17 protein-coding genes are annotated in these 22,661 nt (G+C 72.2%); 9 read left to right on the top strand and 8 right to left on the bottom strand.

Annotation, left to right across the window (positions count from 1 at the left end; genetic code table 11):
- The first annotated feature begins 73 nt into the window (after nucleotides 1-73).
- From ilvA to ABZ923_RS13765, 3 genes are all read left to right on the top strand, one after another.
- Nucleotides 74-1,303, top strand: coding sequence for a threonine ammonia-lyase (ilvA, locus tag ABZ923_RS13775; RefSeq protein WP_361470606.1), 1,230 nt, complete (start codon nucleotides 74-76; stop codon nucleotides 1,301-1,303).
- Nucleotides 1,304-1,495: 192 nt separating this feature from the next.
- On the top strand, nucleotides 1,496-2,503 hold the full coding sequence (locus tag ABZ923_RS13770) for an ATP-binding cassette domain-containing protein (protein WP_361470604.1): 1,008 nt from the start codon (nucleotides 1,496-1,498) through the stop codon (nucleotides 2,501-2,503).
- On the top strand, nucleotides 2,500-3,357 hold the full coding sequence (locus ABZ923_RS13765; protein ID WP_361470602.1) for an ABC transporter permease: 858 nt from the start codon (nucleotides 2,500-2,502) through the stop codon (nucleotides 3,355-3,357). The genes ABZ923_RS13770 and ABZ923_RS13765 overlap by 4 nt, the downstream gene beginning before the upstream one ends.
- A gap of 96 nt (nucleotides 3,358-3,453) precedes the next feature.
- On the opposite strand, the gene greA is transcribed toward ABZ923_RS13765, so the two are convergent.
- Nucleotides 3,454-3,951, bottom strand: a complete 498-nt coding sequence (gene greA / locus ABZ923_RS13760; protein WP_361470600.1) for a transcription elongation factor GreA — start codon at nucleotides 3,949-3,951, stop codon at nucleotides 3,454-3,456.
- A gap of 189 nt (nucleotides 3,952-4,140) precedes the next feature.
- The gene (locus tag ABZ923_RS13755; protein WP_361470599.1) at nucleotides 4,141-4,539 is read right to left on the bottom strand and encodes a DUF4307 domain-containing protein; all 399 of its coding nucleotides are present in this window, start codon (nucleotides 4,537-4,539) and stop codon (nucleotides 4,141-4,143) included.
- 159 nt (nucleotides 4,540-4,698) lie between these two features.
- Here ABZ923_RS13755 and mca point away from each other — a divergent pair, with 159 nt between their 5' ends.
- Nucleotides 4,699-5,580 (top strand): mycothiol conjugate amidase Mca, encoded by an 882-nt coding sequence (gene mca / locus ABZ923_RS13750; protein WP_361470597.1) that lies wholly within the window; start codon nucleotides 4,699-4,701, stop codon nucleotides 5,578-5,580.
- Nucleotides 5,573-5,821 carry a hypothetical protein gene (locus ABZ923_RS13745; RefSeq protein ID WP_361470595.1) on the top strand — a complete coding sequence of 83 codons (249 nt, stop codon included), beginning with the start codon at nucleotides 5,573-5,575 and terminating at the stop codon, nucleotides 5,819-5,821. Before mca ends, ABZ923_RS13745 begins: the two co-directional genes overlap by 8 nt.
- 9 nt (nucleotides 5,822-5,830) lie before the next feature.
- Here ABZ923_RS13745 and ABZ923_RS13740 read toward each other — a convergent pair whose 3' ends face one another.
- Nucleotides 5,831-9,088, bottom strand: coding sequence for a tetratricopeptide repeat protein (locus ABZ923_RS13740; protein WP_361470594.1), 3,258 nt, complete (start codon nucleotides 9,086-9,088; stop codon nucleotides 5,831-5,833).
- A gap of 562 nt (nucleotides 9,089-9,650) precedes the next feature.
- Between ABZ923_RS13740 and ABZ923_RS13735 the strand changes: the two genes are divergently transcribed.
- Nucleotides 9,651-11,684, top strand: a complete 2,034-nt coding sequence (locus ABZ923_RS13735; protein WP_361470593.1) for a thioredoxin domain-containing protein — start codon at nucleotides 9,651-9,653, stop codon at nucleotides 11,682-11,684.
- Nucleotides 11,685-12,201: 517 nt separating this feature from the next.
- Here ABZ923_RS13735 and ABZ923_RS13730 read toward each other — a convergent pair.
- Entirely contained in the window at nucleotides 12,202-13,428 is a 1,227-nt protein-coding gene (locus tag ABZ923_RS13730) for a glycosyltransferase family 2 protein (protein WP_361470712.1), read from the bottom strand.
- 520 nt (nucleotides 13,429-13,948) lie between these two features.
- Here ABZ923_RS13730 and ABZ923_RS13725 point away from each other — a divergent pair.
- Together ABZ923_RS13725 and ABZ923_RS13720 are read left to right on the top strand one after the other, a co-directional pair.
- The gene (locus ABZ923_RS13725; protein ID WP_361470591.1) at nucleotides 13,949-15,370 is read left to right on the top strand and encodes a glycosyltransferase family 39 protein; all 1,422 of its coding nucleotides are present in this window, start codon (nucleotides 13,949-13,951) and stop codon (nucleotides 15,368-15,370) included.
- A gap of 51 nt (nucleotides 15,371-15,421) precedes the next feature.
- Nucleotides 15,422-17,863 (top strand): galactose oxidase early set domain-containing protein, encoded by a 2,442-nt coding sequence (locus ABZ923_RS13720; RefSeq protein WP_361470710.1) that lies wholly within the window; start codon nucleotides 15,422-15,424, stop codon nucleotides 17,861-17,863.
- On the opposite strand, the gene ABZ923_RS13715 is transcribed toward ABZ923_RS13720, so the two are convergent.
- The 4 genes from ABZ923_RS13715 to ABZ923_RS13700 form a co-directional block, all read right to left on the bottom strand.
- Nucleotides 17,850-18,179 (bottom strand): hypothetical protein, encoded by a 330-nt coding sequence (locus ABZ923_RS13715; RefSeq protein WP_361470590.1) that lies wholly within the window; start codon nucleotides 18,177-18,179, stop codon nucleotides 17,850-17,852. The genes ABZ923_RS13720 and ABZ923_RS13715 overlap by 14 nt on opposite strands.
- Before the next feature lie 48 nt (nucleotides 18,180-18,227).
- Nucleotides 18,228-18,950, bottom strand: coding sequence for a Mut7-C RNAse domain-containing protein (locus ABZ923_RS13710; RefSeq protein ID WP_361470589.1), 723 nt, complete (start codon nucleotides 18,948-18,950; stop codon nucleotides 18,228-18,230).
- Between the two features lie 33 nt (nucleotides 18,951-18,983).
- Complete coding sequence (locus ABZ923_RS13705) at nucleotides 18,984-19,616, bottom strand: TetR family transcriptional regulator (RefSeq protein ID WP_361470587.1); 633 nt, start codon at nucleotides 19,614-19,616, stop codon at nucleotides 18,984-18,986.
- 129 nt (nucleotides 19,617-19,745) lie between these two features.
- Nucleotides 19,746-20,459, bottom strand: coding sequence for a hemolysin III family protein (locus ABZ923_RS13700; RefSeq protein WP_361470585.1), 714 nt, complete (start codon nucleotides 20,457-20,459; stop codon nucleotides 19,746-19,748).
- Between the two features lie 290 nt (nucleotides 20,460-20,749).
- Between ABZ923_RS13700 and ABZ923_RS13695 the strand changes: the two genes are divergently transcribed.
- Nucleotides 20,750-22,573 (top strand): phosphoenolpyruvate carboxykinase (GTP), encoded by a 1,824-nt coding sequence (locus tag ABZ923_RS13695; protein ID WP_361470584.1) that lies wholly within the window; start codon nucleotides 20,750-20,752, stop codon nucleotides 22,571-22,573.
- Nucleotides 22,574-22,661 lie beyond the last annotated feature (88 nt).

Here is a 22,661-nt window from a genome sequence, read left to right as displayed (position 1 = left end):
CGGCGCTGCGCAAACCGGTCTCGCTGCTTGGTCACACCCGTCGTGCGCAAACGTGAACTGCGATGCTGGAGTCATGAGCTACCGCACGGCTGACTCCTTGCGCTCCGTCACCCTCGACGACGTGCGCGGTGCCCAGAAGATGCTCTCGGGCGTCGCGCGCGCGACCGCGATGGAAGGCAGCCGGCACCTGTCCCAGCTGGTCGGCGCGCCGGTGCACCTCAAGTGCGAGAACCTGCAGCGGACCGGCTCCTTCAAGCTGCGCGGCGCCTACGTGCGGATCGCCGGGCTGCTGCCGGAGGAGCGGGCGGCCGGCGTGGTGGCCGCGAGCGCCGGGAACCACGCGCAGGGCGTGGCGCTGGCCTCCTCGCTGCTGGGCGTGCACTCCACGGTGTTCATGCCGAAGGGCGCACCCCTGCCGAAGATCAGCGCGACCCGGGAGTACGGCGCCGAGGTGCGCCTGCACGGCCAGGTGGTCGACGAGACGCTGCACGCCGCCCAGGAGTACGCCGCCGAGACGGGCGCGGTGTTCATCCACCCCTTCGACCACCCCGACGTCATCGCCGGTCAGGGCACGGTCGGCCTGGAGATCCTGGAGCAGTGCCCGGAGGTGCGGACGATCGTCGTCGGCATGGGCGGCGGCGGGCTCGCGGCCGGTATCGCGGTGGCGGTGAAGGCGCTGCGGCCGGACGTCCGGATCGTCGGCGTGCAGGCGGAGGGGGCCGCCTGCTATCCGCCGTCGCTGGCCGCCGGGCGCCCGGTGTCGCTGGAGAACCCGGCGACGATGGCCGACGGCATCAAGGTGGGGCGGCCGGGCCTGGTGCCTTTCGGGATCGTCGGCGAGCTGGTCGACGAGGTCCGCACGGTCAGCGAGGACCAGCTGTCGGCGGCGCTGCTGCTCTGCCTGGAGCGGGCCAAGCTGGTCGTGGAGCCGGCCGGGGCGAGCCCGGTGGCCGCGCTGCTGGGCGCGCCGGACGCCTTCGAGGGCCCGGTGGTCGCGGTGCTCTCCGGCGGCAACGTCGACCCGGTGCTGATGCAGCGGGTGCTGCGGCACGGCATGGCCGCACAGGGCCGCTACCTGGCCGTACGGCTGCGGCTGACGGACCGCCCGGGGGCGCTCGCCACGCTCCTCGGGGTGCTGTCGGCGGTCGACGCCAACGTCCTCGACGTGAGCCACGTCCGTACCGACCCCCGGCTCGGGCTCTCCGAGGCCGAGGTGGAGCTGCACCTGGAGACGAAGGGTCCGGCGCACTGCGCCGAGGTCGGCCAGTCGCTGCGCGACGCCGGCTACACCGTCATCGCCTGACACCGGCGCCGGGAGGCCACGGCGATCCCTCCACCCGTCCGGGTGAAGTGTATTGAGAGACGCGATACATCGCGTTATGGTTCCTGTGCGGTCGTCGCCGCGCCTGTGGAAAAGGGCGGGCGCGGCCGAGCGCGCAAACCTAGCCTTTGCGGAGAATCCGCTCCCCGAATCCCCGACGACGTGGAGACACACATGCCAGGCGCCATCTATGCCGAAGGCCTGGTGAAGACCTTCGGCGACGTAAGGGCACTGGACGGCGTCGACCTCGACGTGCCCGAGGGCACGGTCCTCGGCCTGCTCGGGCCGAACGGCGCCGGCAAGACGACGACCGTCCGCTGCCTGACGACCCTGCTGCGCCCCGACAGCGGCAAGGCGGTCGTCGCGGGCGTCGACGTGCTGCGGCACCCCGACGCGGTGCGCCGCTCCATAGGCCTGTCCGGCCAGTTCGCGGCGGTCGACGAGTACCTGACCGGCCGGGAGAACCTGCAGATGGTCGGACAGCTCTACCAGATGAGGGCGAAGGCGGCCCGGGCCCGCGCGGCGGAGCTGCTGGACCAGTTCAACCTCGCCGACGCCGCCGACCGCCCCGCCAAGACCTACTCCGGAGGCATGCGCCGCCGGCTGGACCTCGCCGCGGCCCTCGTGGTCTCGCCGCCGGTGATGTTCATGGACGAACCCACGACCGGCCTCGACCCACGCAACCGCCAGCAGCTGTGGGAGGTCATCAAACAGCTCGTCTCCGGCGGTACGACGCTGCTGCTCACCACGCAGTACCTGGAGGAGGCCGACCACCTGGCCCACGACATCGCGGTCGTCGACCACGGCCGGGTCATCGCCCAGGGCACCTCCGACCAGCTCAAGGCCCGCACCGGCGGCGAGCGCGTCGAGGTCGTGGTGCACGAGCGCGAGCACATCGCGACCGCCGTGGAGGTGCTGCGCGGCTTCGGCAAGGGCGAGACCACGGTCGAGGAGCACACCCGCAAGCTCACGGTGCCCGTCACCGGCGGCGCCAAGCTGCTCGCGGAGGTCATCCGCGAACTGGACACGCGGGGGATCGAGATAGACGACGTCGGCCTGCGCCGCCCCACCCTCGACGACGTCTTCCTCTCCCTGACCGGACACGCGGCCGAGACCACCGGCCAGGACGAGCAGAACGCCGGGCGGACCGGCAAGCAGACCGGCAAGGAGGCCGTGAAATGAGCGCCGTCACCGAGGCCGTGCCCGCCGCGGCGCCCGGCAACCCCGTCGGCCGGTCCGTCCGCGACTCACTGATCGTTGCCAAACGCAATCTGATCCGGATGTCCCGCATCCCCGAAATGCTGATCTTCGGGCTGATCCAGCCCATCATGTTCGTGGTGCTGTTCACCTACGTGTTCGGCGGCTCGATGAAGATCGGCGCCAGCACCAGCGCGCTCGACTACAAGAACTTCCTGATGGCCGGCATCTTCGCGCAGACCGTCACCTTCGCCACCGCCAGCTCCGGCGCAGGCATCGCCGACGACATGCACAAGGGCCTCATCGACCGCTTCCGCTCGCTGCCCATGGCGCGCGGTGCGGTGCTGACCGGCCGCACCCTCGCCGACCTCGTGCAGACGGCGCTCACCCTGCTGGTCCTCGCCGTGGTCGCGCTGCTCGTCGGCTGGCGGGCCGGCTCCGACGGCCCCACCAACGCCGGCAAGGTCCTGGCCGCCTTCGCCCTGCTGCTCCTGCTCGGGTACGCGTTCACCTGGATCGGCGCGCTGATCGGCCTCACCGTCCGCACCCCGGAGGCGGCCACCTCCGGCGGACTGGTCTGGCTGTTCCCGGTGACCTTCATATCCAACGCGTTCGTGGACACCGGCAACATGACGCCGTGGCTGCGGCACGTCGCGGAGTGGAACCCGTTCAGCGCCACCGTGCAGGCGACCCGCGTGCTGTTCGCCAACCCCGGGCAGTCACCCTCGGGCGCCTGGCCGATGGAACACCCGGTCTGGGCCTCGCTGATCTGGTCGGTCCTGATCATCGTGGTCTTCCGCACCCTCGCGGTACGCAAGTACCGCTCCGCGGCCGCCTGACGCGGGCGGCACCGGCCCGCGACACGGCCCAGGCCATGACAAAGCCCCCGGCGGCCCTGAGGGCGCCGGGGGCCGGAAGCGAACCAGGGGCTCCGGTCAGCCGGAGTACGGCTCGGCCTTCAGGATGCGCACCGAGGCCTTCTTGCCGTTCGGCAGCTCGTACTCCGCGTCCTCGCCGACCTTGTGGCCGATGACGCCCGAGCCGAGCGGGGACTGCGGGGAGTACGTCTCGATGTCGGCGCTCGCGTACTCGCGCGAGGCGAGCAGGAACGTCAGCGTGTCGTCCTCGTCACCGTCGAAGGCGATCGTGACGACCATGCCCGGCGCGACGGCACCGTCCGCGGCCGGCGCCTCGCCGACCTTGGCGTTCTCGAGGAGCTGGGTCAGCTGGCGCACACGGAGCTCCTGCTTGCCCTGCTCCTCCTTGGCCGCGTGGTACCCGCCGTTCTCGCGCAGGTCGCCCTCCTCGCGCGCGGCCGCGATCTTGGCTGCGATCTCCGTGCGCGCAGGACCAGTAAGGTACTCAAGCTCGTCCTTGAGCTTGTTGTACGCCTCCTGGGTCAGCCAGGTGACGTTCTCGCTGGTCTGGGTCACAGGGTGCTCCTCGTCGGTACTGGGAATACAAAGCATCGCCCTACCCAGAAGCATGTTCCCTCTTGGATGGGCGAAACCACGAGCCTAACAATTCAACGGCGGAAGGGGGAGGACATAAGCCACCAGAATCACATCAGCGCAGGTCAGAGCCTACGCATTCCGGGTGAATCCGGGTGGTGTCCCGGGCTCTCAGCCGGCGTGGCAGCCCAGCAGCTCGGCCGTCGTCCCCTGTGCCGTCGTACGGAGCGTGACGACCTTGTCGATCCGGGTGGCCGGCCCGGAGAAGCGGAAGTCGGCGCGGCCCACCTCGGCGCCGTCGGCCGACTGGGAGCGCAGGGTGCAGTAGCCGGAGGCACCGGCGTCCTTGCGGACCTCCAGGTGCACCCGGACCGCGTCGTCGGAGGCCTTGAAGGTGATGACCTCGGCGCTGATCTCGTTCTGCGCGACGTAGTGGTAGGCGAAATAGCCGATCAGTGCGAGCAGGACCGCGCCCAGCACCGAACCGGCGATCTTGAGTTTGCGGTCGGCGCGCTGATCCGAGGGACGGCCGTAGCGGCCCTCGGGCAGCCGCGTGCTCGCGGTACTCATGATCGTCCTCTCCGCGGAATTATTCGCCCCCCGATTCGGTCACTATAGAAGCCGCCCGCCCGTCGCCCGACCACCGCCCCTCAAGGACGCCCCTTCGGGGCGGCACCTGTTTGACTGCACCCCACGAACCCGGGGCGCCGACTGACCAAGGATTGAGTCTTGACTGACCAGCTGCGACTGATGGCCGTTCACGCGCACCCCGACGACGAGTCGAGCAAGGGTGCGGCCACCATGGCGAAGTACGTGTCCGAGGGGGTGGACGTGCTGGTGGTGACCTGCACCGGCGGAGAGCGCGGGTCCATCCTCAATCCCAAGCTGCAGGGCGACACCTACATCGAGGAGCACATCCACGAGGTCCGCCGCAAGGAGATGGACGAGGCGCGGGAGATCCTCGGCGTCAGGCAGGAATGGCTCGGCTTCGTCGACTCCGGCCTGCCGGAGGGCGACCCGCTGCCGCCGCTGCCCGAGGGCTGCTTCGCCCTGGAGGACGTCGACGACGCGGCCGGCGAGCTGGTGAAGCAGATCCGATCCTTCCGCCCGCAGGTGATCACCACCTACGACGAGAACGGCGGCTACCCGCACCCCGACCACATCATGACCCACAAGATCTCCATGGTGGCGTTCGAGGGCGCGGCGGACACCGAGAAGTACCCCGAGGCCGAGTTCGGGCCCGCCTACCAGCCGCTGAAGCTCTACTACAACCAGGGCTTCAACCGCCCCCGCACCGAGGCCCTCCACCAGGCCATGCTCGCCCGCGGCCTGGAGTCGCCGTACGGCGAGTGGCTCAAGCGGTGGAACGAGATGGAGCGCACCGAGCGCACCCTGACCACGCACATCCCGTGCGCGGAGTTCTTCGAGATCCGCGACAAGGCGCTCATCGCCCACGCCACCCAGATCGACCCGGACGGCGGCTGGTTCAAGGTGCCGCTGGAGCTCCAGAAGGAGGTCTGGCCGACGGAGGAGTACGAGCTGGCGAAGTCCCTCGTCGACACCTCCATCCCCGAGGACGACCTCTTCGCGGGCATCCGGGACAATGCCTGACATGAGCGCAAGCGTGAGCCTGGCAGTGACGCACCTCGTCCCCCTCGCCAAGGAGGTGGACGAGAACAAGGTCACCCCCGGTGTCCTCGGCTTCGTCGTCTTCGCGGTGATGGCCCTGGCCGTGTGGGGCCTGATGAAGTCGATGAGCAAGCACATGCAGAAGGTCGACTTCAAGGAGGCCCCGGACGCCGACGCGGAGCCGGCCCGGCAGAAGGCCGACTCCCCGGCCCAGCAGGGCTGACGGCGCGGGTCAGCCCCCCGCCGGTACCGCCACTCCCATCACCTCCCGGGCGTGGCGGTCCGGAGTCATGCGCAGACGCCAGGCCTGCCAGCCGGCCTCCAGCTGCACGCCCCGTTCCAGCAGCAGGGCGTACGCCGACACGTAGTCGTCCAGCTTCTCGTCCCGCAGCGGATGCGTGGCGCGGGCCAGCTGGGCCAGCTCCTCCTGGGCGACCGCCGTGCCCACCTCCACCCCGCCCGGCGCCGCGTACGGCAGCAGGGTGCAGCGCAGGAAGCGGGCCCAGTCCTCGCCGCGCCGGTCGCCGTACGACGAGAACAGGGTGAGCGCCTCGTCGCACAGCGCCAGCGCCTGCTGCGTGCGCGCGTTGCCCGCGTCCACCACCGCCAGCTCCAGACAGGTCCAGGCCTCGCCGTGGGCCACGCCGATCCGCTGGAAGTCGGCGCGCGCGTCCACCAGCAGCTGCCGGGCGAAACCGGAATTGCGCAGCGAGCCGGTCTGCGCGGCCCGCTGGTCCCGGGTCGCCCGCGCCGAGTGGTGCCGGGCGCAGGCCAAGCCGTAGACGTCCCGCATCCGGGAGAACATCGTCCGGGACCGCTCCAGCTCGCGCACCGCCCGGTCCAGCTCGCCGGTCTCCTCCAGGGCCTGCCCCAGGTAGTACAGCGTCCACGCCTCGCCGCGCGCGTCCTCGTTGTCCCGGTGCCGGACCGCCGCCCGGCGCAGGCTCTCCACGGCGGCGGCGGCGTCGCCGTCCACCAGCCGGGCCCGGGCCAGCTGGGTCAGCGCCCACGCCTCCCCGCGGGCGTCGTGCGTCCTGCCGTACCGCTCCAGGGCCGCCCGCAGCTCCGTCTCCGCGCGCGGTACGTCCCCCAGCCGCAGCGCCAGCTGGCCCAGCTGGAAGTGCGCCCAGGCCTCGCCGTGCACCGAGCCGCCCTCGCGGTGCAGGACCAGGGAGCGGGTGAGCAGGTCCAGCGCCTCCGCCAGCCGGGCCCGGTCCCGCTGCACGGCCGCCAGCGCGTGCATCGTCCACGCCCGGTCCGTCGCCAGCTCCGGCGCGGACTGCAGGTCCAGGGATTCCTGGAGCTTGGCGGCGGCCTCGGTGAGGTTGCCCTGGTGGTGCAGCGTGATCCCCAGCGAGGTCAGGGCGCGGGCCGCGCCCGCGTCGTGGTGGGCCTCCCGGTACAGGTCGACGACCGAGGCCAGCGTGGTGCGCGCCTTGTCCAGCTCGCCCAGCTGCCGGGCCGCGATACCGGTACGCCACTGCACCGAACGCACCAGCAGGCCCTGGTCCACCGACTGCGCCAGCTCGCTGATCTCACCGAGCCGGTACAGGTCGCCGCGCAGCAGGCAGTAGTCGCACAGCGCGCCGAGCAGGTTCAGCACGGCCGCCTGGTCCACGCCCTCCGCATGCCGCAGGGCCGCCGTGATGAAGCTGGACTCGTCGTCCAGCCAGCGCAGCGCCTCGTCGAGGGAGGGGAAGCCGTGCGAGCCGAACTGGTTCGACCGCGTCGACATGTTCCCGTCGACCAGGCGCAGCACCGCGTCGGCCAGCTCCGCGTAGTTCACGATCAGCCGCTCCTGGGCCGCCGCCCGCTCGGCCGGGTCCTCCTCGTCCAGCAGGCGGGCGTGTGCGAAGGCCCGCACCAGGTCGTGCAGCCGGTACCGGCTGCCGCGCACATGGTCGATCAGGCCGGCCCGGGCTAGCGCCACCAGGTGCCGGGTGGCCTCGGCCTCGTCGGTGGCGAGCAGGGCGGCGGCCGCCGCCGCGCCCAGCGAGGCCCGGCCCGCCAGCGCCAGCCGCCTCAGCAGCCGGCGGGTGGGCTCCGGCTGGTCGGTGTAGCGCAGCCACAGCGCCCGCTCCACCGGTTCCACCGGGCCGTACGCGCCCAGGTCCGCGGCCAGCTGCCGCGGTGAGCGCGGGCCCAGCGCGGAGCCCGCGGTCCGCAGCGCCAGCGGCAGCCCCCCGCACAGCTCGCGGATCCGGTCGGTGGACTCGGCGTCGTACGTCCCGCCCGTCTCCCGCCGCCGCCCTTCCAAGGAAGTCGCTTCGCTCCCTTGCCTATTTGCGTCCTCCGCCGCCGCGCTCAGCAGCTCCTCGGCGCCTGCCGCGTCCAGCGCCGGTACCGGCAGTTCGTGCACCCAGGCCGGCAGGTCGGCGGGCAGGTCGAGGGGGGTGCGGGCGGTGACCAGGACCAGGCTGTCGGAGCGCTCCGGCACCAGGGCGCGCACCTGCTCCGGATCCGAGGCGTCGTCCAGCACGATCGTCACCGGCAGGCCGGTCAGATGCCGGTGGTACAGCTCGCCGAGCCGCTTGACCTGCTGGTCGGGGGAGGACCGCTCCCGGAACAGCAGCTGCTCACGGGGCGCGCCCAGCCGGTTGAGCAGGTGCAGCAGCGCGTCCCGCGTGGACAGCGGCGCCTCCTCCCGGCTGCCGCCGCGCAGGTCCACCACCACCGCGCCCCGGAAGTGGTCCCGCAGCTCGTGCGCCGCGCGCACCGCGAGCGTGGTCCGGCCGGAGCCGGGCTCGCCGTGCAGCACGACCACCGTCGGCCGGGTCTCGGTGACCGCGCGGGCCGCCTGCGCCCACTGCCTGATCCGCCCCAGCTCGGCCCGCCGTCCCGCGAACACGCCGTCGGCCTCCGGGAGTTGCCCGAAGGACTGCTCCAGCACCGAGCGCCTGCGGGCCGCCGCGCTCTTGTCCGTGCCGCGCAACGCCGGGCCACCGCCGGTCTTCTTCCCGCCCGTGGAGGCGCTCAGCACCCGCTGCTGGTCGAGGAACGGGCGGATGCCCCGCACCTCCAGCGCGGTCAGCCACTGCAACCGCAGCTGTTCCGGGCCGCCGGGCTGGCCGGCCGCGCCCGCGCGGTGGTGGACGGCCGGCAGATGCGCGCCGGCCACCTTCACCACCGTGGCCGCGGCGCCCACCACGGCCACGGTGGCACCCGCGCCGAGGGCCGTGCCGGTGCCCGTGCCGAGCGACAGGTCGGCGACGGCGGCGGCCACGGCGGCAACGGCCGCCACCAGCAACGCCGTTCCGGCGCCCGCGCGCGCGTACCGCTGCCCGAAGGTCAGCCGTCCGGCCTCCGCCTCGTCCAGTGCGCGCGTGTAGGCCTCGTACTCCTCGCCGGCCGCCCCCGCCATCGCGTCCAGCGCGCCGCGCGCCCGGGCCAGCAGCACCTGGCCGTCGACCCGTCCACCCGACCGCCGCACCTCCTCCTCCACGGCCCGCACCAGCAACCGCTCGGCTTCCGCCCGATGACCGTCCCGCATGTCCCGTCCCCCTCCGGCGGCAACTCCTCTGCCCACGAGTGTCCTTCGGGGGAGGCGGGATGGCGAGGGGGTGACGATCAGCGGGGGTGGTGAGGGTTCGGTGGGGACCCGGCTGCCGACCCACCACCGGTCCTCGACGGGAGGGCGGTGCCCAGGGGACCCCCGGGGCCCCCAGGACCCTCGGGACCCCCGGGACCCCTGAGACCCGACCGGGACGCCCGGAACGCCCGGGACCGCCGGGGCCCCCGGGACGCCGGGACCCTCGGGACCGCCGGGCCCCGCCGGGACCCCCGGGCCCCGCCGGGACGCCCGGGACCGCCGGGACCCCGGGGACCCCTCGGGACGCCCGGGGCCCTCGGAACCCCCGGAACCGCGGGCGGTGACGGGGGAGCGCAGCGGCGGAACGACGGGCTGAGGATGCCTGAGCCCCGCCACCCCTGAGCCCCGCCACCCCTGAGCCCCGCCACCCCTGCGCGCCGCCGCGCCCGCCGGTCCGGGCGAAACGTGAGGCCGCCGTCGGGCCTGACGTCCCCGGTGCGGTGGGCTGCGGCAGGATGGGGGTATGGCGAATCGACTGGCCCATGAGACGTCCCCGTACCTGCTCCAGCACGCCGACAATCCCGTCGACTGGTGGCCGTGGTCCGTCGAGGCCTTCGACGAGGCCCGCAGGACCGGCAAACCCGTGCTGCTGAGCGTCGGGTACAGCAGCTGCCACTGGTGCCATGTCATGGCGCACGAGTCCTTCGAGGACCGGGCCACCGCCGACTACCTCAACGAGCACTTCGTCAGCGTCAAGGTCGACCGCGAGGAGCGGCCCGACGTGGACGCCGTCTACATGGAGGCCGTACAGGCCGCCACCGGGCAGGGCGGGTGGCCCATGACCGTGTTCCTCACGCCCGACGCCGAACCCTTCTACTTCGGCACCTACTTCCCGCCCGCCCCGCGGCACGGCATGCCGTCCTTCCGGCAGGTGCTGGAGGGCGTCCAGCAGGCCTGGACCACCCGGCACGACGAGGTCAGCGAGGTTGCCGGGAAGATCGTCCGCGACCTCGCCCAGCGGGAGATCGTCCAGCAGGCCGCCGAGGCGCCCGGCGAGCAGGAACTCGCCCAGGCCCTCCTCGGGCTCACCCGCGAGTACGACCCGCAGCGCGGCGGATTCGGCGGGGCGCCCAAGTTCCCGCCGTCGATGGTGCTGGAGTTCCTGCTGCGGCACCACGCCCGCACGGGCGCCGAGGGCGCGCTGCAGATGGCCCAGGACACGTGCGAGCGGATGGCCCGGGGCGGTATCTACGACCAGCTCGGCGGCGGGTTCGCCCGGTACTCGGTCGACCGCGACTGGATCGTGCCGCACTTCGAGAAGATGCTGTACGACAACGCCCTCCTGTGCCGGGTGTACGCGCATCTGTGGCGGGCCACCGGATCGGACCTCGCCCGGCGGGTCGCGCTGGAGACCGCCGACTTCCTCGTCCGCGAACTGCGCACCGCGGAGGGCGGGTTCGCCTCCGCCCTCGACGCCGACAGCGACGACGGCACCGGGCGGCACGTGGAAGGGGCGTACTACGTGTGGACGCCCGGACAGCTCCGCGAGGTCCTCGGGGAGGATGCCGAGCTCGCCGCGCAGTACTTCGGCGTGACCGATGAGGGCACCTTCGAGCACGGGCAGTCCGTCCTCCAGCTCCCGCAGACGGAAGGGGTCTACGACGCCGGGAAGGTCGAGTCCGTCAAGCGCAGGCTGCTGGACGCCCGCGCCCGGCGGGCCGCGCCCGGCCGGGACGACAAGGTCGTCGCCGCCTGGAACGGGCTCGCCGTCGCCGCGCTCGCCGAGACCGGCGCCTACTTCGACCGGCCCGACCTGACCGAGGCCGCCGTCGGCGCCGCCGACCTGCTCGTCCGCGTCCACCTCGACGAACACGCCCGGCTCGCCCGCACCAGCAAGGACGGCCGGGTCGGCCCCAACGCCGGCGTGCTGGAGGACTACGCCGACGTCGCCGAGGGCTTCCTCGCGCTCGCCTCCGTGACCGGTGAGGGCGTCTGGCTCGACTTCGCCGGGCTGCTCCTCGACCAGGTCCTCACCCGCTTCGCCGACCCGGAGACCGGTGCCCTGTACGACACCGCCTCCGATGCCGAGCAGCTCATCCGCCGGCCCCAGGACCCCACCGACAACGCGGCGCCCTCCGGCTGGACGGCCGCGGCCGGCGCGCTGCTGGGCTACGCGGCCCACACCGGCTCCGAGGCGCACCGGACCGCCGCCGAGCGGGCGTTGGGGATCGTGAAGACGCTCGGGCCGCGGGTGCCCCGGTTCATCGGGTGGGGGCTGGCCGCCGCCGAGGCGCTGCTCGACGGGCCGCGCGAGGTGGCGGTCGTCGGGCCGGACCTGAACGACGAGCGGACGGCGGCCCTGCACCGTACGGCGCTGCTGGGTGTCGCCCCGGGTGCCGTCGTCGCCTGCGGCACCCCCGGCAGCGACGAGTTCCCGCTGCTCGCCGACCGCACCCTCGTCGACGGCGCGCCGACCGCGTACGTCTGCCGCGGCTTCGTCTGCGACCTGCCGGTGACGGACCCGTCGACCCTGCGCGAGAAGCTCACACCCCGCTGACCACCGGCCCGGCCTCCCCGTGCCCGCGTGGTCACTGGGCCCGGCGTCCCACACGCCCGCGTGGTCACTGGGCCCGGCCTCCCACACCCCCCTTGGTCACCGGGCCCGACTCCACCCATGCCCGGATGACCACCGGGCCCCCACATCCCAGTCTGGTCATCGGGCGCGTCCTCCCCGTGCCGCCCGCCTGGCCACCGGGCCCGCCCTCCGCGTGCCCGCCTGGCCACCGGACCCGACCGCCCGGTGCCTGCCTGGTCACCAGGCCCGCCCCCCGTTGCCCGCCACCCCCCGCCGCCCGACCGCCTTCGGCCCACCGGCGCGCGCCGGCCCCCTGCCGGCGAGCGAGCGTCCGACCATCGGCCCGCGGGCCCGGCCGCGGATCCCGCGCCGGTGAGAGGGCAGCCCGTCCCTCAGGCCCGCGGGTCCGGTAGCGGGGCCGTCGCCTCGGGTAGCGCCGTCGCGGGAGCCGGTGGCCGGATGTGCGGGGCGACGATCGTGACGTGGGCGGGCGGTGCCGTCATCGGGCCTCCTGGGGTTGTGGCGGCTGCGCGGGGAGATGGGCGCCGACGTGGGAGGTCAGCTCCCAGTCGTGCCGGCCGGTGTACTCGCGCCACACGGCGCGCAGCGCGGCGGCGGCCAGCACGGCCGCGTACACGGGGCCGCCGGCGATGAGCTTGACGTAGTGCCGGACGCCGATGCGGAAGCCGTACTCCTTGCCGAAGTCGTGCAGCGCGACGGCCTCGAAGACCACCATCGCGGCCATCGGGATCATGGGCAGCCAGGCGAACAGCGAGAAGGGCAGCGGTACGCCGCCGATCAGCGCGGCCAGGATGCCGAGCGGGATCATCACGCCGGTCGCGGCCTGCACGAACGGCGTGCTCAGGGTGTAGCGGGCGAGCACCCGCTGGCCGACGCCGGGCAGCCGGCGCCACTCGCCCTTGCGCAGCACCTGGAGGAAGCCCTGGTTCCAGCGGGTGCGCTGCTTGTAGAGGCCCTTGAGGGAGTCCGGCGTCTCCTCCCGGGTGACGAGCGCGGAGTGGTAGGCGACGACGACCTTGGCGCCGCCGCTGGACAGCCGTACCCCCAGGTCGCAGTCCTCGGCGAGGCAGTCGCCGTCCCAGCCGCCGGTGGCCCGCAGCAGCTCGGAGCGGACGAAGACGGTGTTGCCGCCGAGCGGGATGAAGCCCTTGCGGGCGTGCAGGTGCAGCCGACTGCGGAACCAGAAGAAGTACTCCAGGCAGTTGCGCAGGCTGTACCAGCTGCTCTCGTAGTTGATCAGCTGGACGCCGCCCTGGACGACGTCGGCGTCCTCGCGCCGGAAGGCGAAGTCGACGTGTTCGAGCAGCTCGGGGTGGACGACGTCCTCGGCGTCGAAGACCCCGACGACCTGGCCGCGGGCGTGCGGCAGGGCGGTGTTCAGGGCGCGCGGCTTGTTCTTCACCTCGTGGGTGTCGACGACCGTGCGGACCTTCTCCGGGTGCTCCTCGGCGAGTTGCCCGGCTATGGCGGCGGTGCCCGGGTCGTCGTGACCGACGATCATCAGGATCTCGTACGACGGGTGGTCGATGCGGAGCATCTGCTCGACGGTGTGCCGCAGGACGGCCTCCTCGTGCCGGGCAGGGACCAGCAGCGAGAAGGACAGGCCGGGCTTGCCGTCGGGCTCGGCGAACGCCGTGGACTGGAGCGTCTCCGGGGTGCGCCAGGCATGGAGCATCCACCACAGCGTGACGCCGGCGGCCACCATCAGGACGACGGAATCTATGAACAGGACAGCGGAGACCACGAATTCCCCCCTCGGTTCCCTGGTCTTCCTCGTGCTCGCGCAGCGGAACGCGATCGTTCGGGCCCCTCTCACCCCCCGGTGCCCCGGGCCCTTCGAACAGTAATTCCCCCGGTCTTCCGGGGTTTTTCCCGGCGTGAACCGGAGAACGATCGCGGCGAGCTTTCCAGTGAAGCTAGCAGGTTCGGCATTTCTCCTGCAATGCTGCCTCCGTGCACGACCGGAACCTTATATTCCGAACATCCGCGGGGGCGACCTGTGCCATGATGCTGCGGCCTGCCCGATTTCCAGGGGGTTCGAGGGGGAGGTCCCTGGAGCGTGTCGGGCCATAAGTGGGGGTGGGGGATTCCGCATGGGGACTGCCGTTGTTCTCCGGCCGGCGACACAGAATTCACAAGGGGACCGGCCCGCAGCACGCCGCACATTGTTTCGGGCGGATTGTTTCTGGGTTGCTCCGGTAATCATCATCGCGCTCGCGGTACGGGTGCGGGGAATCGGGAAATACCCGTTTCCCAACGACGACGAGGGCACCTATCTGGCACAGGCCTGGGCCGTCCGGCACGGCGCACTCGCGCACTACACCTACTGGTACGACCACCCGCCGCTGGGCTGGATACAACTCTCCGGCCTGTCGTGGGTGCCCAACCTGCTCCTGCCCGACCTGCCCACGTTCGTCCAGGGCCGCGCGGCCATGCTCCTGGTGGCCGCCGTGACCTGTGTCCTGGTCTACTCCGTCGGCCGCCGGCTGGGCCTCGCCCGGCCCACCGCGGCGGGCGCCGTCCTGCTCTACGCGCTCTCGCCGCTCACCGTCCTCCTGAACCGGCAGATCTACCTGGACAACTTCGCCGTCCTGTGGGCGCTGGCCGCGTTCGCCTTCGCCCTCTCCCCGCGCCGCCACCTGTGGCACCACGTCGCGGCCGGCATGTCCTTCGCGCTCGCGGTGCTCTCCAAGGAGACCATCGGCGTGCTGCTGCCGGTGCTGCTGGTGGCGATGTGGCAGGGCAGCCACTCCAGCACCCGCAAGTTCTCCCTGGCCGGCTTCTTCTCCGGCTTCGTGCTGACCGGCCTGTTCTATCCGCTGTACGCCCTGCTCAAGGGCGAGTTGCTGCCCGGCGCCGGCCATGTCTCGCTGCTCGGCACCCTGAAGTTCCAGCTCGGCGGGCGCGCGGGCAGCGGCTCCGCCTTCCAGGCCGGCACCGATGCCCACCGGCTGTTCGCGGACTGGCTCACCCGCGACCCGTACCTGCTGATCGGCGGGGGCGTCGCCGCGCTGTGCGCGCTGCCGGTACGCCGGCTGCGGCCCGCGGCCCTCGCCGTCGTGGTGCTCGCGCTGGTCGCGCTCCGGCCCGGCGGCTACCTGCCGCAGATGTACGTCGTGCAGGTGCTGCCCTTCCTCGCGCTGACCCTCGCCGGGCTGGTCCAGGTCCTCATCGAGCGGCTGCCCGGCCGGCCCCGGCTGCGCGCCACCGCCGCCCTGGCCGCGGTCCTCGCCGTCGCGGCGGCCGCCGGCCCCGCCTGGTACCACCAGGACCGGCTGGCCACGACCGCCGACGACAACCGGGTCTACCGGGACGCCGCCCGCTGGCTGCGCGAGACGGACACCGGCGACCGCGCCAAGGTCCGCCTGGTCACCGACGGCGTGCTCTGGCTGGACGCCGTGGACGCCGGATACCGGCCCGGCACGGGCGTGATCTGGCACTACAAGCTCGACCAGGACCCGGCGGTCACCAGGACCCTGCCGCACGGCTGGAAGGACATCGACTACGTCGTGTCCACGCCGGCCCTGCGCGGCGAGCGCGAGCACCTGCCCACGCTCCGCGCCCTGTTCGCGCACGGCACCCCGGTCGCCACCTTCGGGGAGGGCGGCGGCCGGATCGACATCCTCCGCATCGGCCGCGCCGGCTGAGCCGGAGGACCCGCCACCGATAGAGGGGGGACCTCTTTGCCGTACACCGTCATGCCGTACCACCCGCCCAGACCGGCCGGAGCGCGGCCGGCCCGCACCCGCCTGCTGCTGACCGCCCTGCTGCTGTTCGCCGCGGCGGTCGGCCTCGGCCCGCTCGGCGCCCAGCGCGCCACCGCCGCGAGCAACCTGGTGCGGAACCCGGGCCTGGAGGTCCTCGACGGGCCGTCCCGGTTCCCGCAGTGCTTCGAGAAGTCGGGCTGGGGGGACAACGACTTCTCCTTCGCCGTCACCGACGACGCCCACAGCGGCAGCCGCGCCGTCCGCATCCAGCTGACCCGGCGCGCCGACGGCGACCGCAAGACGATGATGCTGGAGAACTCCTGCGCCCCGCAGGTCACTCCGGGCCACCAGTACGACCTGTCGTTCTGGTACAGGTCCACGACACCGAACGTCGCGTTCACCCTGTTCCGGCACGACACCGCCCAGGGCTGGGTCTACTGGACCGACCTCAAGACGCTGCCCCAGGCCGCCGGCTGGACCCGCACCGAGGTGCGCACGCCGGTCATCCCGCCGAACACCGACCAGGTCACCTGGGGTGGTGCCCTGTACGGCGTGGGCACCCTCACCACCGACGACTACGCGATGACCGACGCCACCGTCCCCGCCGACCCGGACCCCTGCACGTCGGGCGGCACCGGGCCGGAGTGCCGGGGCAGGTGGACCGTGCAGTCCGTCGACTCCCCGGTGCGCGCCGTCCACTCGGTGCTGCTGCACACCGGCAAGGTGCTGCTCATCGCAGGCTCCGGCAACGACCGGGACGCGTTCGCCGCGGGCACCTTCAAGACCACGCTGTTCGACCCGGCGACCGGAAGCTACACCGACATCCCGACCCCGACGGACTTCTTCTGCGCCGGGCACGTCCAGCTCCCGGACGGCCGGGTGCTGGTGGTCGGCGGCAACAAGGCCTACGCCACCGCGGACGGCAGCGTCGGCTACAGGGGCCTGCGCACCAGCTACGTCTTCGACCCCGACCAGAACCGGTACGTCCAGGTCAACGACATGCTGGCCGGGCACTGGTACCCGTCCGCCACCGAGATGGGCAACGGTGACGTCCTCGCGCTCGGCGGCCTCGGCGAGGACTCCGCCGGCACCGTCGTCAACGAGCACTTCTCCTACGCCCGGAACAAGTGGCTGCCGATGGGCGAGGCCAAGCAGGCCTGGTCCTTCTGGGGGCTGTACCCGTCGATGATCCTGCTCCAGGACGGCCGCCTCTTCTACACCGGCAGCCACGTCTTCGGCCCCGGCCTGCCCGGCACCGGCGCGTCCGTCTACGACTACGACGCCGGGACCATCAGCGAGGTGCCCGGGCTGCGCAGGAAGGACGAGCGCGACGAGTCCATGTCGGTGCTGCTGCCCCCCGCCCAGGACCAGAAGGTCCTCACCATGGGCGGCGGCAACCACACGGTCGCCCCGGACGCCCTCCGGCTGACCGACCTGATCGACATGAAGGCCGCCTCACCGCAGTACGTGCCCGGCCCCGACCTGCCGCAGGGCCACTACACCGACGGCAGCCCGCAGACCGGCGCCCAGGGCAAGGTCTACGTCTCCGCGGTGATCCTGCCCGACGGCAAGGTCCTGGAGACCGGCGGCGCCCTGCACACGTACCGCGAGGACCCCGTCTTCGAGGCCTCCCTGTACGACCCGTCGACCAACACCTTCCAGGCGGGCCTGGCCACCGACCCGGTGCCGCGGACCTACCACTCCTCGTCCACGCTGCTGCCGGACGGCCGGGTGCTCAGCATCGGCAACAACCCCGGGAACGGCTCCTTCGACCAGCGCGTGTCGATCTACCAGCCGCCGTACCTGTTCAAGGGCGACCGGCCGCAGATCACCTCGCTGGCGAGCACCCGCTGGACGTACGGCACCACGCAGCGCATCACCGTCGACAAGCCGGTGGTGAAGGCCTCCCTGATCCGCCCGGCCGCGGTCACCCACTCCACCGACCCCAACCAGCGCTACGTCGACCTGCCGATGACCGTCGACGGCGACACCGTCGACCTCAGCCTGACCAGCAACCCCAACCTGGCGCCACCCGGCTGGTACATGCTGTCGGTGGTCGACGCCAACGGCGTGCCGTCCGTGTCGAAGTGGGTCCGCATCGGCTCCGAGGGGCAGGTCGCCGCGGCCCGCGTGCAGTCCTTCGCCGACGAGCTGAGGGCGAGCGAACCGGGCACGGGCACCTCCGCACCGCATGCCGGGCACCAGCACCACGGCGTGCGGATGGCCCAGGGCTTCGACGGCTGCGACCACGCCTACGGCCGTATCAACCAGTGCGTGCCGTGGACGTTCCCGAAGATGCCACAGGCCGAACGCTGCACCTGGCTGCTCCACAACGGCTACGGCCGCCTCCGGGTCCACGGCCGCGACCGACACCACCTGGACCGCGACAAGGACGGCATCGCGTGCGGAAAGGGGGACGTCAGGCGTAGCTGAGGATCAGCGCGGCCAGCAGCAGCTGGGCGCCCCACTGGACCAGCACGGCCCCGATCCTGGCGCCCGTCCACCGGGCTCGGGGCCACACCAGCGCGGCCCCGCCGGCCACGAGCGAGACCCAGAAACTGCCGTACAGCAGCCAGCCGGGCACTGCGGGGCAGTCCTCGCCGTAGGTGAGGCACCCGCCGGCCCGCTCGCTGGTGAAGGCCACGAGCGAGCAGAAGAACACCATCGGCAGGAGCAGCCCGAGCCCCCACCCCGCTGCCACGCGGACGTCGTCCCGCACCCGGGTGCCGGTCGTCTGTGCCGTGTTCATGCCCCCAGCCAATCCCGCCGGCTCCTCCCGGCGGATCGGCCGGCGTACTCAACCGTTCTGGGTACGCATGCTCAGCGCCCGCTCCACGACCGCCTCCAGCTGGTCGTGGTGCGCGCCCTTCCAGTACGCCCGGCCGCAGGACGTGCACTGGGCGAAGACGTCGTAGGACCGCTGGGTGCCGCCCTTGAGCTGGTCGGCGACCTGCTCCTTGGTGGCCTCCTCCAGCAGGCCGTTGCAGGCGGTGCAGCGGGTCCAGGGGCGCAGCTCGGGGGCGAAGCGGTCGAGGACGTCGTGGAGCTGGTCGTCGGGGCGGGTGCTGTAGACGAACGCGCCGGCCCACAGTTCCCGGCGGCGCAGCAGGCCCCGGTCCCGGCTGAGCATGACCCGCTTCTCGGCCGCCGAGCGGGCGGCGAGCGCCGGGTCGCCGATGTCCGTCGACTCGTACGCCGTGTCCACGCCGAGCAGCCGCAACCGGCGGGCCAGCGTGCCGAGGTGGACGTCGAGGAGGAAGCGGAGGGGTGCGCCGGGCACCCGCTGGGGCCGCTCCACCGGCCGGACGACGATCCGCTCGGCCGCCGCCGGGACGTGCGAGGCCGGGACCGTGCGGCCGTCCACGACCAGCGCGCCGACCTCGGTGAGCGGGACCCCGAGGGACTCGACGACGTGGCCGAGGGACGAGACGCCGTCGGTGACGAGCGTCCGGTGCGGCGCACGCGGGACGAACAGGGCCAGCTCGGGGGCGAACTCGACGTGGATCTCGGGACCGTTCACCCGGTCAGGATGCCATGGGAGCCGGCCGCGGCCTCAGGGATTTCCGGAGGGGAGGCCGTGCTCCAGGACGTGCAGGGCGCGGTCCACCAGGACGCGGAGGTCGTCCCTGAAACCGTTCTCCGCCCAGGACATGGTGACCTCCATCAGGCCGCCGACGAGGGCCGTCGCGTAGACGCGCACGTCGAGGCTGTCCGGGGCCAGCCCGGAGCGCTCGGCGAGGGCCACGCGGAGCAGGCGCCCGGTCTCCGACATGCTCTCGATCATCCGGGAACGCACGGCGGGGACCTGGACCGCGAGGCGCGCCCGCACCCGGACCACCTCGGGGTCCTCCGCCGTCATCGCGTCGACGGCCTTGTGCACCGCGTACCGCACCGAGTCCGTCCACGACTCTCCCGCGGGCCGGGCGCGCAACTCCTCCAGCATCAGCGGGTCGTACTCGTCCGTGAGGACGATGTCCTCCTTGGTCGGGAAGTAGCGGAAGACGGTCGACGGCGACACCTCGGCCCGGTCGGCGATCTGCTCGATCGTCGTGGCGTCGTAGCCCTGCTCCTTGATCAGCGCGTAGGTCGCGGCGCGGATCCCCTCACGAGTCTTGATCTTCTTGCGTTCCCGCAGACCCGGCCGGGGTCGGTCGGCGGGGGAGAGGGGGGAACGTGCGGGCGTCATGCCGGTCATTCTCCGGCATCCGCCGTGGCGGCGGCCACGGCCGAGCCTCCTTCCCGGCCGTGCGCCGGGCGGCGTGAAAACGGCCACGGCTCGGGTGAGCCGTGGCCGCGGAGAGCGGGGCGAGCGGGGTTACGCGTGCTGGTACGCCACCAGCGAGATGCCGACGTAGTGGACGACGAACGCGGCGAGCGTGAACAAGTGGAAGACCTCGTGGAAGCCGAACCAGCGCGGGGAGGGGTTCGGGCGCTTGATGCCGTAGATCACGCCGCCGGCGCTGTAGAGCAGCCCGCCGACGACCACCAGGACCAGCACGGCGATGCCGCCCGCGCGCAGGAAGTCGGGCAGGAAGAAGACGGCCGCCCAGCCCATCGCGAGGTAGCACGGCGTGTACAGCCAGCGCGGCGCGCCGACCCAGAAGACGCGGAAGACGATGCCCGCCGCCGCGGCGGCCCAGATGCCCCACAGCAGCCACTGGCCCTTGGCGCCGGGCAGGAGCAGCATCGTCAGCGGCGTGTAGGTGCCCGCGATGATCAGGAAGATGTTGGCGTGGTCGAGGCGGCGCAGTACGCCGTCCATCCGCGGGCTCCAGTTGCCGCGGTGGTACAGCGCGCTCACCCCGAACAGCAGACAGGCCGTCAGGGCGTAGATGCCGCAGGCGATACGGCCTCTGGTCGAGTCGGCGAGGGCGGTGAGCACCAGACCCGCGACGAGTGCGGCCGGGAACATGCCGAGGTGCAGCCAGCCGCGCAGGCGCGGTTTGACCGGGTGCGGCAGGGAGAGCGCGACGGGACCGCGGCCGGCGGCCGGCGTGTCCGAGGGCGCGTCGGGGGCGGAGGCAGTCATGGAGGGCATGGTACCGAGGCGGCCGTGAATCGACCGTCAGCCCATGGTCATCCGCGCCTTTCCGGGCCGTCCGGCAAAAAGTCCTTCAGCTGAACCCAACGTGGACGCAAAGAGTCGCGGAAATCGTGTGATTCCTCACGCTGCTCACCTGTGATGCCCTCTGGACAGATGCGCACTAGACTCGGATGATCAAATGAGTGCGGTCGGCACCGGATGAGCGGGCTACGAAGCATCCGGGTCGCGGCCCCCACGGGGCGGACAAACACAAAATCCCTCACTTAGGAGCAATCGTGGCGCGCGACATCGCGGCTCCCACCGTCGTCCCCACCAACCACCAGGAACTGATCTCGTGGGTCAACGAGATCGCCGAACTGACGCAGCCGGACAGCGTGGTCTGGTGTGACGGCTCCGAGGCCGAGTACGAGCGACTGTGTGAGGAACTGGTCGCCAAGGGCACGTTCAGGAAGCTTGACCCGGTCAAGCGCCCGCACTCCTACTACGCCGCCTCCGACCCGACCGACGTCGCGCGCGTCGAGGACCGGACCTTCATCTGCTCCGAGAAGGAGGAGGACGCGGGCCCGACCAACCACTGGAAGGCCCCCGCCGAGATGCGGGAGATCTTCACCGGCGACAAGGGCCTGTTCCGCGGCTCCATGCGGGGGCGGACGATGTACGTCGTCCCGTTCTGCATGGGCCCGCTGGGCTCCCCGCTGTCCGCGCTGGGCGTGGAGATCACGGACTCCGCGTACGTCGCCGTCTCGATGCGCACGATGACGCGCATGGGCCAGGCCGTCCTGGACGAGCTGGGCGACGAGGGCTTCTTCGTCAAGGCCGTCCACACCCTCGGCGCCCCGCTGGAGGAAGGCCAGGAGGACGTTCCGTGGCCGTGCAACTCCACCAAGTACATCTCCCACTTCCCCGAGGACCGCGAGATCTGGTCCTACGGCTCCGGCTACGGCGGCAACGCCCTGCTCGGCAAGAAGTGCTACGCCCTGCGCATCGCCTCCGTCATGGCCCGTGACGAGGGCTGGCTGGCCGAGCACATGCTCATCCTGAAGCTGACCCCGCCGCAGGGCGAGTCCAAGTACGTCGCCGCCGCCTTCCCCTCCGCCTGCGGCAAGACCAACCTCGCCATGCTGGAGCCCACGATCTCCGGCTGGACCGTGGAGACCATCGGCGACGACATCGCCTGGATGCGCTTCGGCGAGGACGGCCGCCTCTACGCGATCAACCCCGAGGCCGGCTTCTTCGGCGTCGCGCCCGGCACCGGTGAGCACACCAACGCCAACGCGATGAAGACCCTGTGGGGCAACGCGGTCTTCACCAACGTCGCGCTCACCGACGACGGCGACGTGTGGTGGGAGGGCATGACCGAGGAGCCCCCGGCCCACCTGACGGACTGGAAGGGCAACGACTGGACGCCGGCGTCCGAGACCCCTGCCGCCCACCCCAACGCCCGCTTCACCGTGCCGGCCTCGCAGTGCCCGATCATCGCGCCCGAGTGGGAGGACCCGAAGGGCGTGCCGATCTCGGCGATCCTCTTCGGCGGCCGCCGCGCCACCGCGGTGCCGCTGGTCACCGAGTCCTTCGACTGGAACCACGGCGTCTTCCTCGGCGCCAACGTCGCCTCCGAGAAGACCGCGGCGGCCGAGGGCAAGGTCGGCGAGCTGCGCCGCGACCCGTTCGCGATGCTGCCGTTCTGCGGCTACAACATGGGCGACTACATGGCCCACTGGGTCGACGTGGCCAAGGACAAGGACCAGTCCAAGCTGCCGAAGATCTACTACGTCAACTGGTTCCGCAAGAACGACGAGGGCAAGTTCGTCTGGCCGGGCTTCGGCGAGAACTCCCGCGTCCTGAAGTGGATCGTGGAGCGGCTGGAGGGCAAGGCCGAGGGCGTCGAGACGCCGATCGGCATCCTGCCGGCCAAGGACGCCCTCGACACCAAGGGTCTCGAACTGTCCGAGTCCGACCTGGACTTCCTGCTCACGGTCGACAAGGCGGTGTGGCGCGAGGAGGCCGCCCTGATCCCCGGGCACCTCGACACCTTCGGTGACCACACCCCGAAGGAGCTGTGGGACCAGTACCGGGCGCTGGTGGAGCGCCTGGGCTGACCCGTCCCGCCGAAGACCCCACGGCCGGCCAGGATGTGCCCTGACCAGCGATCGTCACGACCGGCCGTGGCACAACCCCGAAGGGCCC

It is taken from the genome of Streptomyces sp. NPDC046881 (genome assembly GCF_040645015.1).
In the GTDB taxonomy this organism is placed as follows: Bacteria; Actinomycetota; Actinomycetes; order Streptomycetales; family Streptomycetaceae; genus Streptomyces.
The sequence above is the reverse complement of the archived record's forward strand: the minus strand, read 5'-3'. Positions and strand labels throughout refer to the sequence as shown.

Bases quoted from the DNA above. Each gene is read 5' to 3' on its own strand.
- ABZ923_RS13765 (WP_361470602.1), top strand. From the start codon at position 2,500: ATGAGCGCCGTCACCGAGGCCGTGCCCGCCGCGGCGCCCGGCAACCCC.
- ABZ923_RS13705 (WP_361470587.1), bottom strand. From the start codon at position 19,616: ATGACGCCCGCACGTTCCCCCCTCTCCCCCGCCGACCGACCCCGGCCG.
- ABZ923_RS13720 (WP_361470710.1), top strand. From the start codon at position 15,422: ATGCCGTACCACCCGCCCAGACCGGCCGGAGCGCGGCCGGCCCGCACC.
- ABZ923_RS13715 (WP_361470590.1), bottom strand. From the start codon at position 18,179: ATGAACACGGCACAGACGACCGGCACCCGGGTGCGGGACGACGTCCGC.
- ABZ923_RS13770 (WP_361470604.1), top strand. From the start codon at position 1,496: ATGCCAGGCGCCATCTATGCCGAAGGCCTGGTGAAGACCTTCGGCGAC.
- ABZ923_RS13745 (WP_361470595.1), top strand. From the start codon at position 5,573: ATGCCTGACATGAGCGCAAGCGTGAGCCTGGCAGTGACGCACCTCGTC.
- ABZ923_RS13755 (WP_361470599.1), bottom strand. From the start codon at position 4,539: ATGAGTACCGCGAGCACGCGGCTGCCCGAGGGCCGCTACGGCCGTCCC.
- ABZ923_RS13730 (WP_361470712.1), bottom strand. From the start codon at position 13,428: ATGGTGGCCGCCGGCGTCACGCTGTGGTGGATGCTCCATGCCTGGCGC.
- ABZ923_RS13700 (WP_361470585.1), bottom strand. From the start codon at position 20,459: ATGACTGCCTCCGCCCCCGACGCGCCCTCGGACACGCCGGCCGCCGGC.
- ilvA (WP_361470606.1), top strand. From the start codon at position 74: ATGAGCTACCGCACGGCTGACTCCTTGCGCTCCGTCACCCTCGACGAC.
- ABZ923_RS13740 (WP_361470594.1), bottom strand. From the start codon at position 9,088: ATGCGGGACGGTCATCGGGCGGAAGCCGAGCGGTTGCTGGTGCGGGCC.
- ABZ923_RS13735 (WP_361470593.1), top strand. From the start codon at position 9,651: ATGGCGAATCGACTGGCCCATGAGACGTCCCCGTACCTGCTCCAGCAC.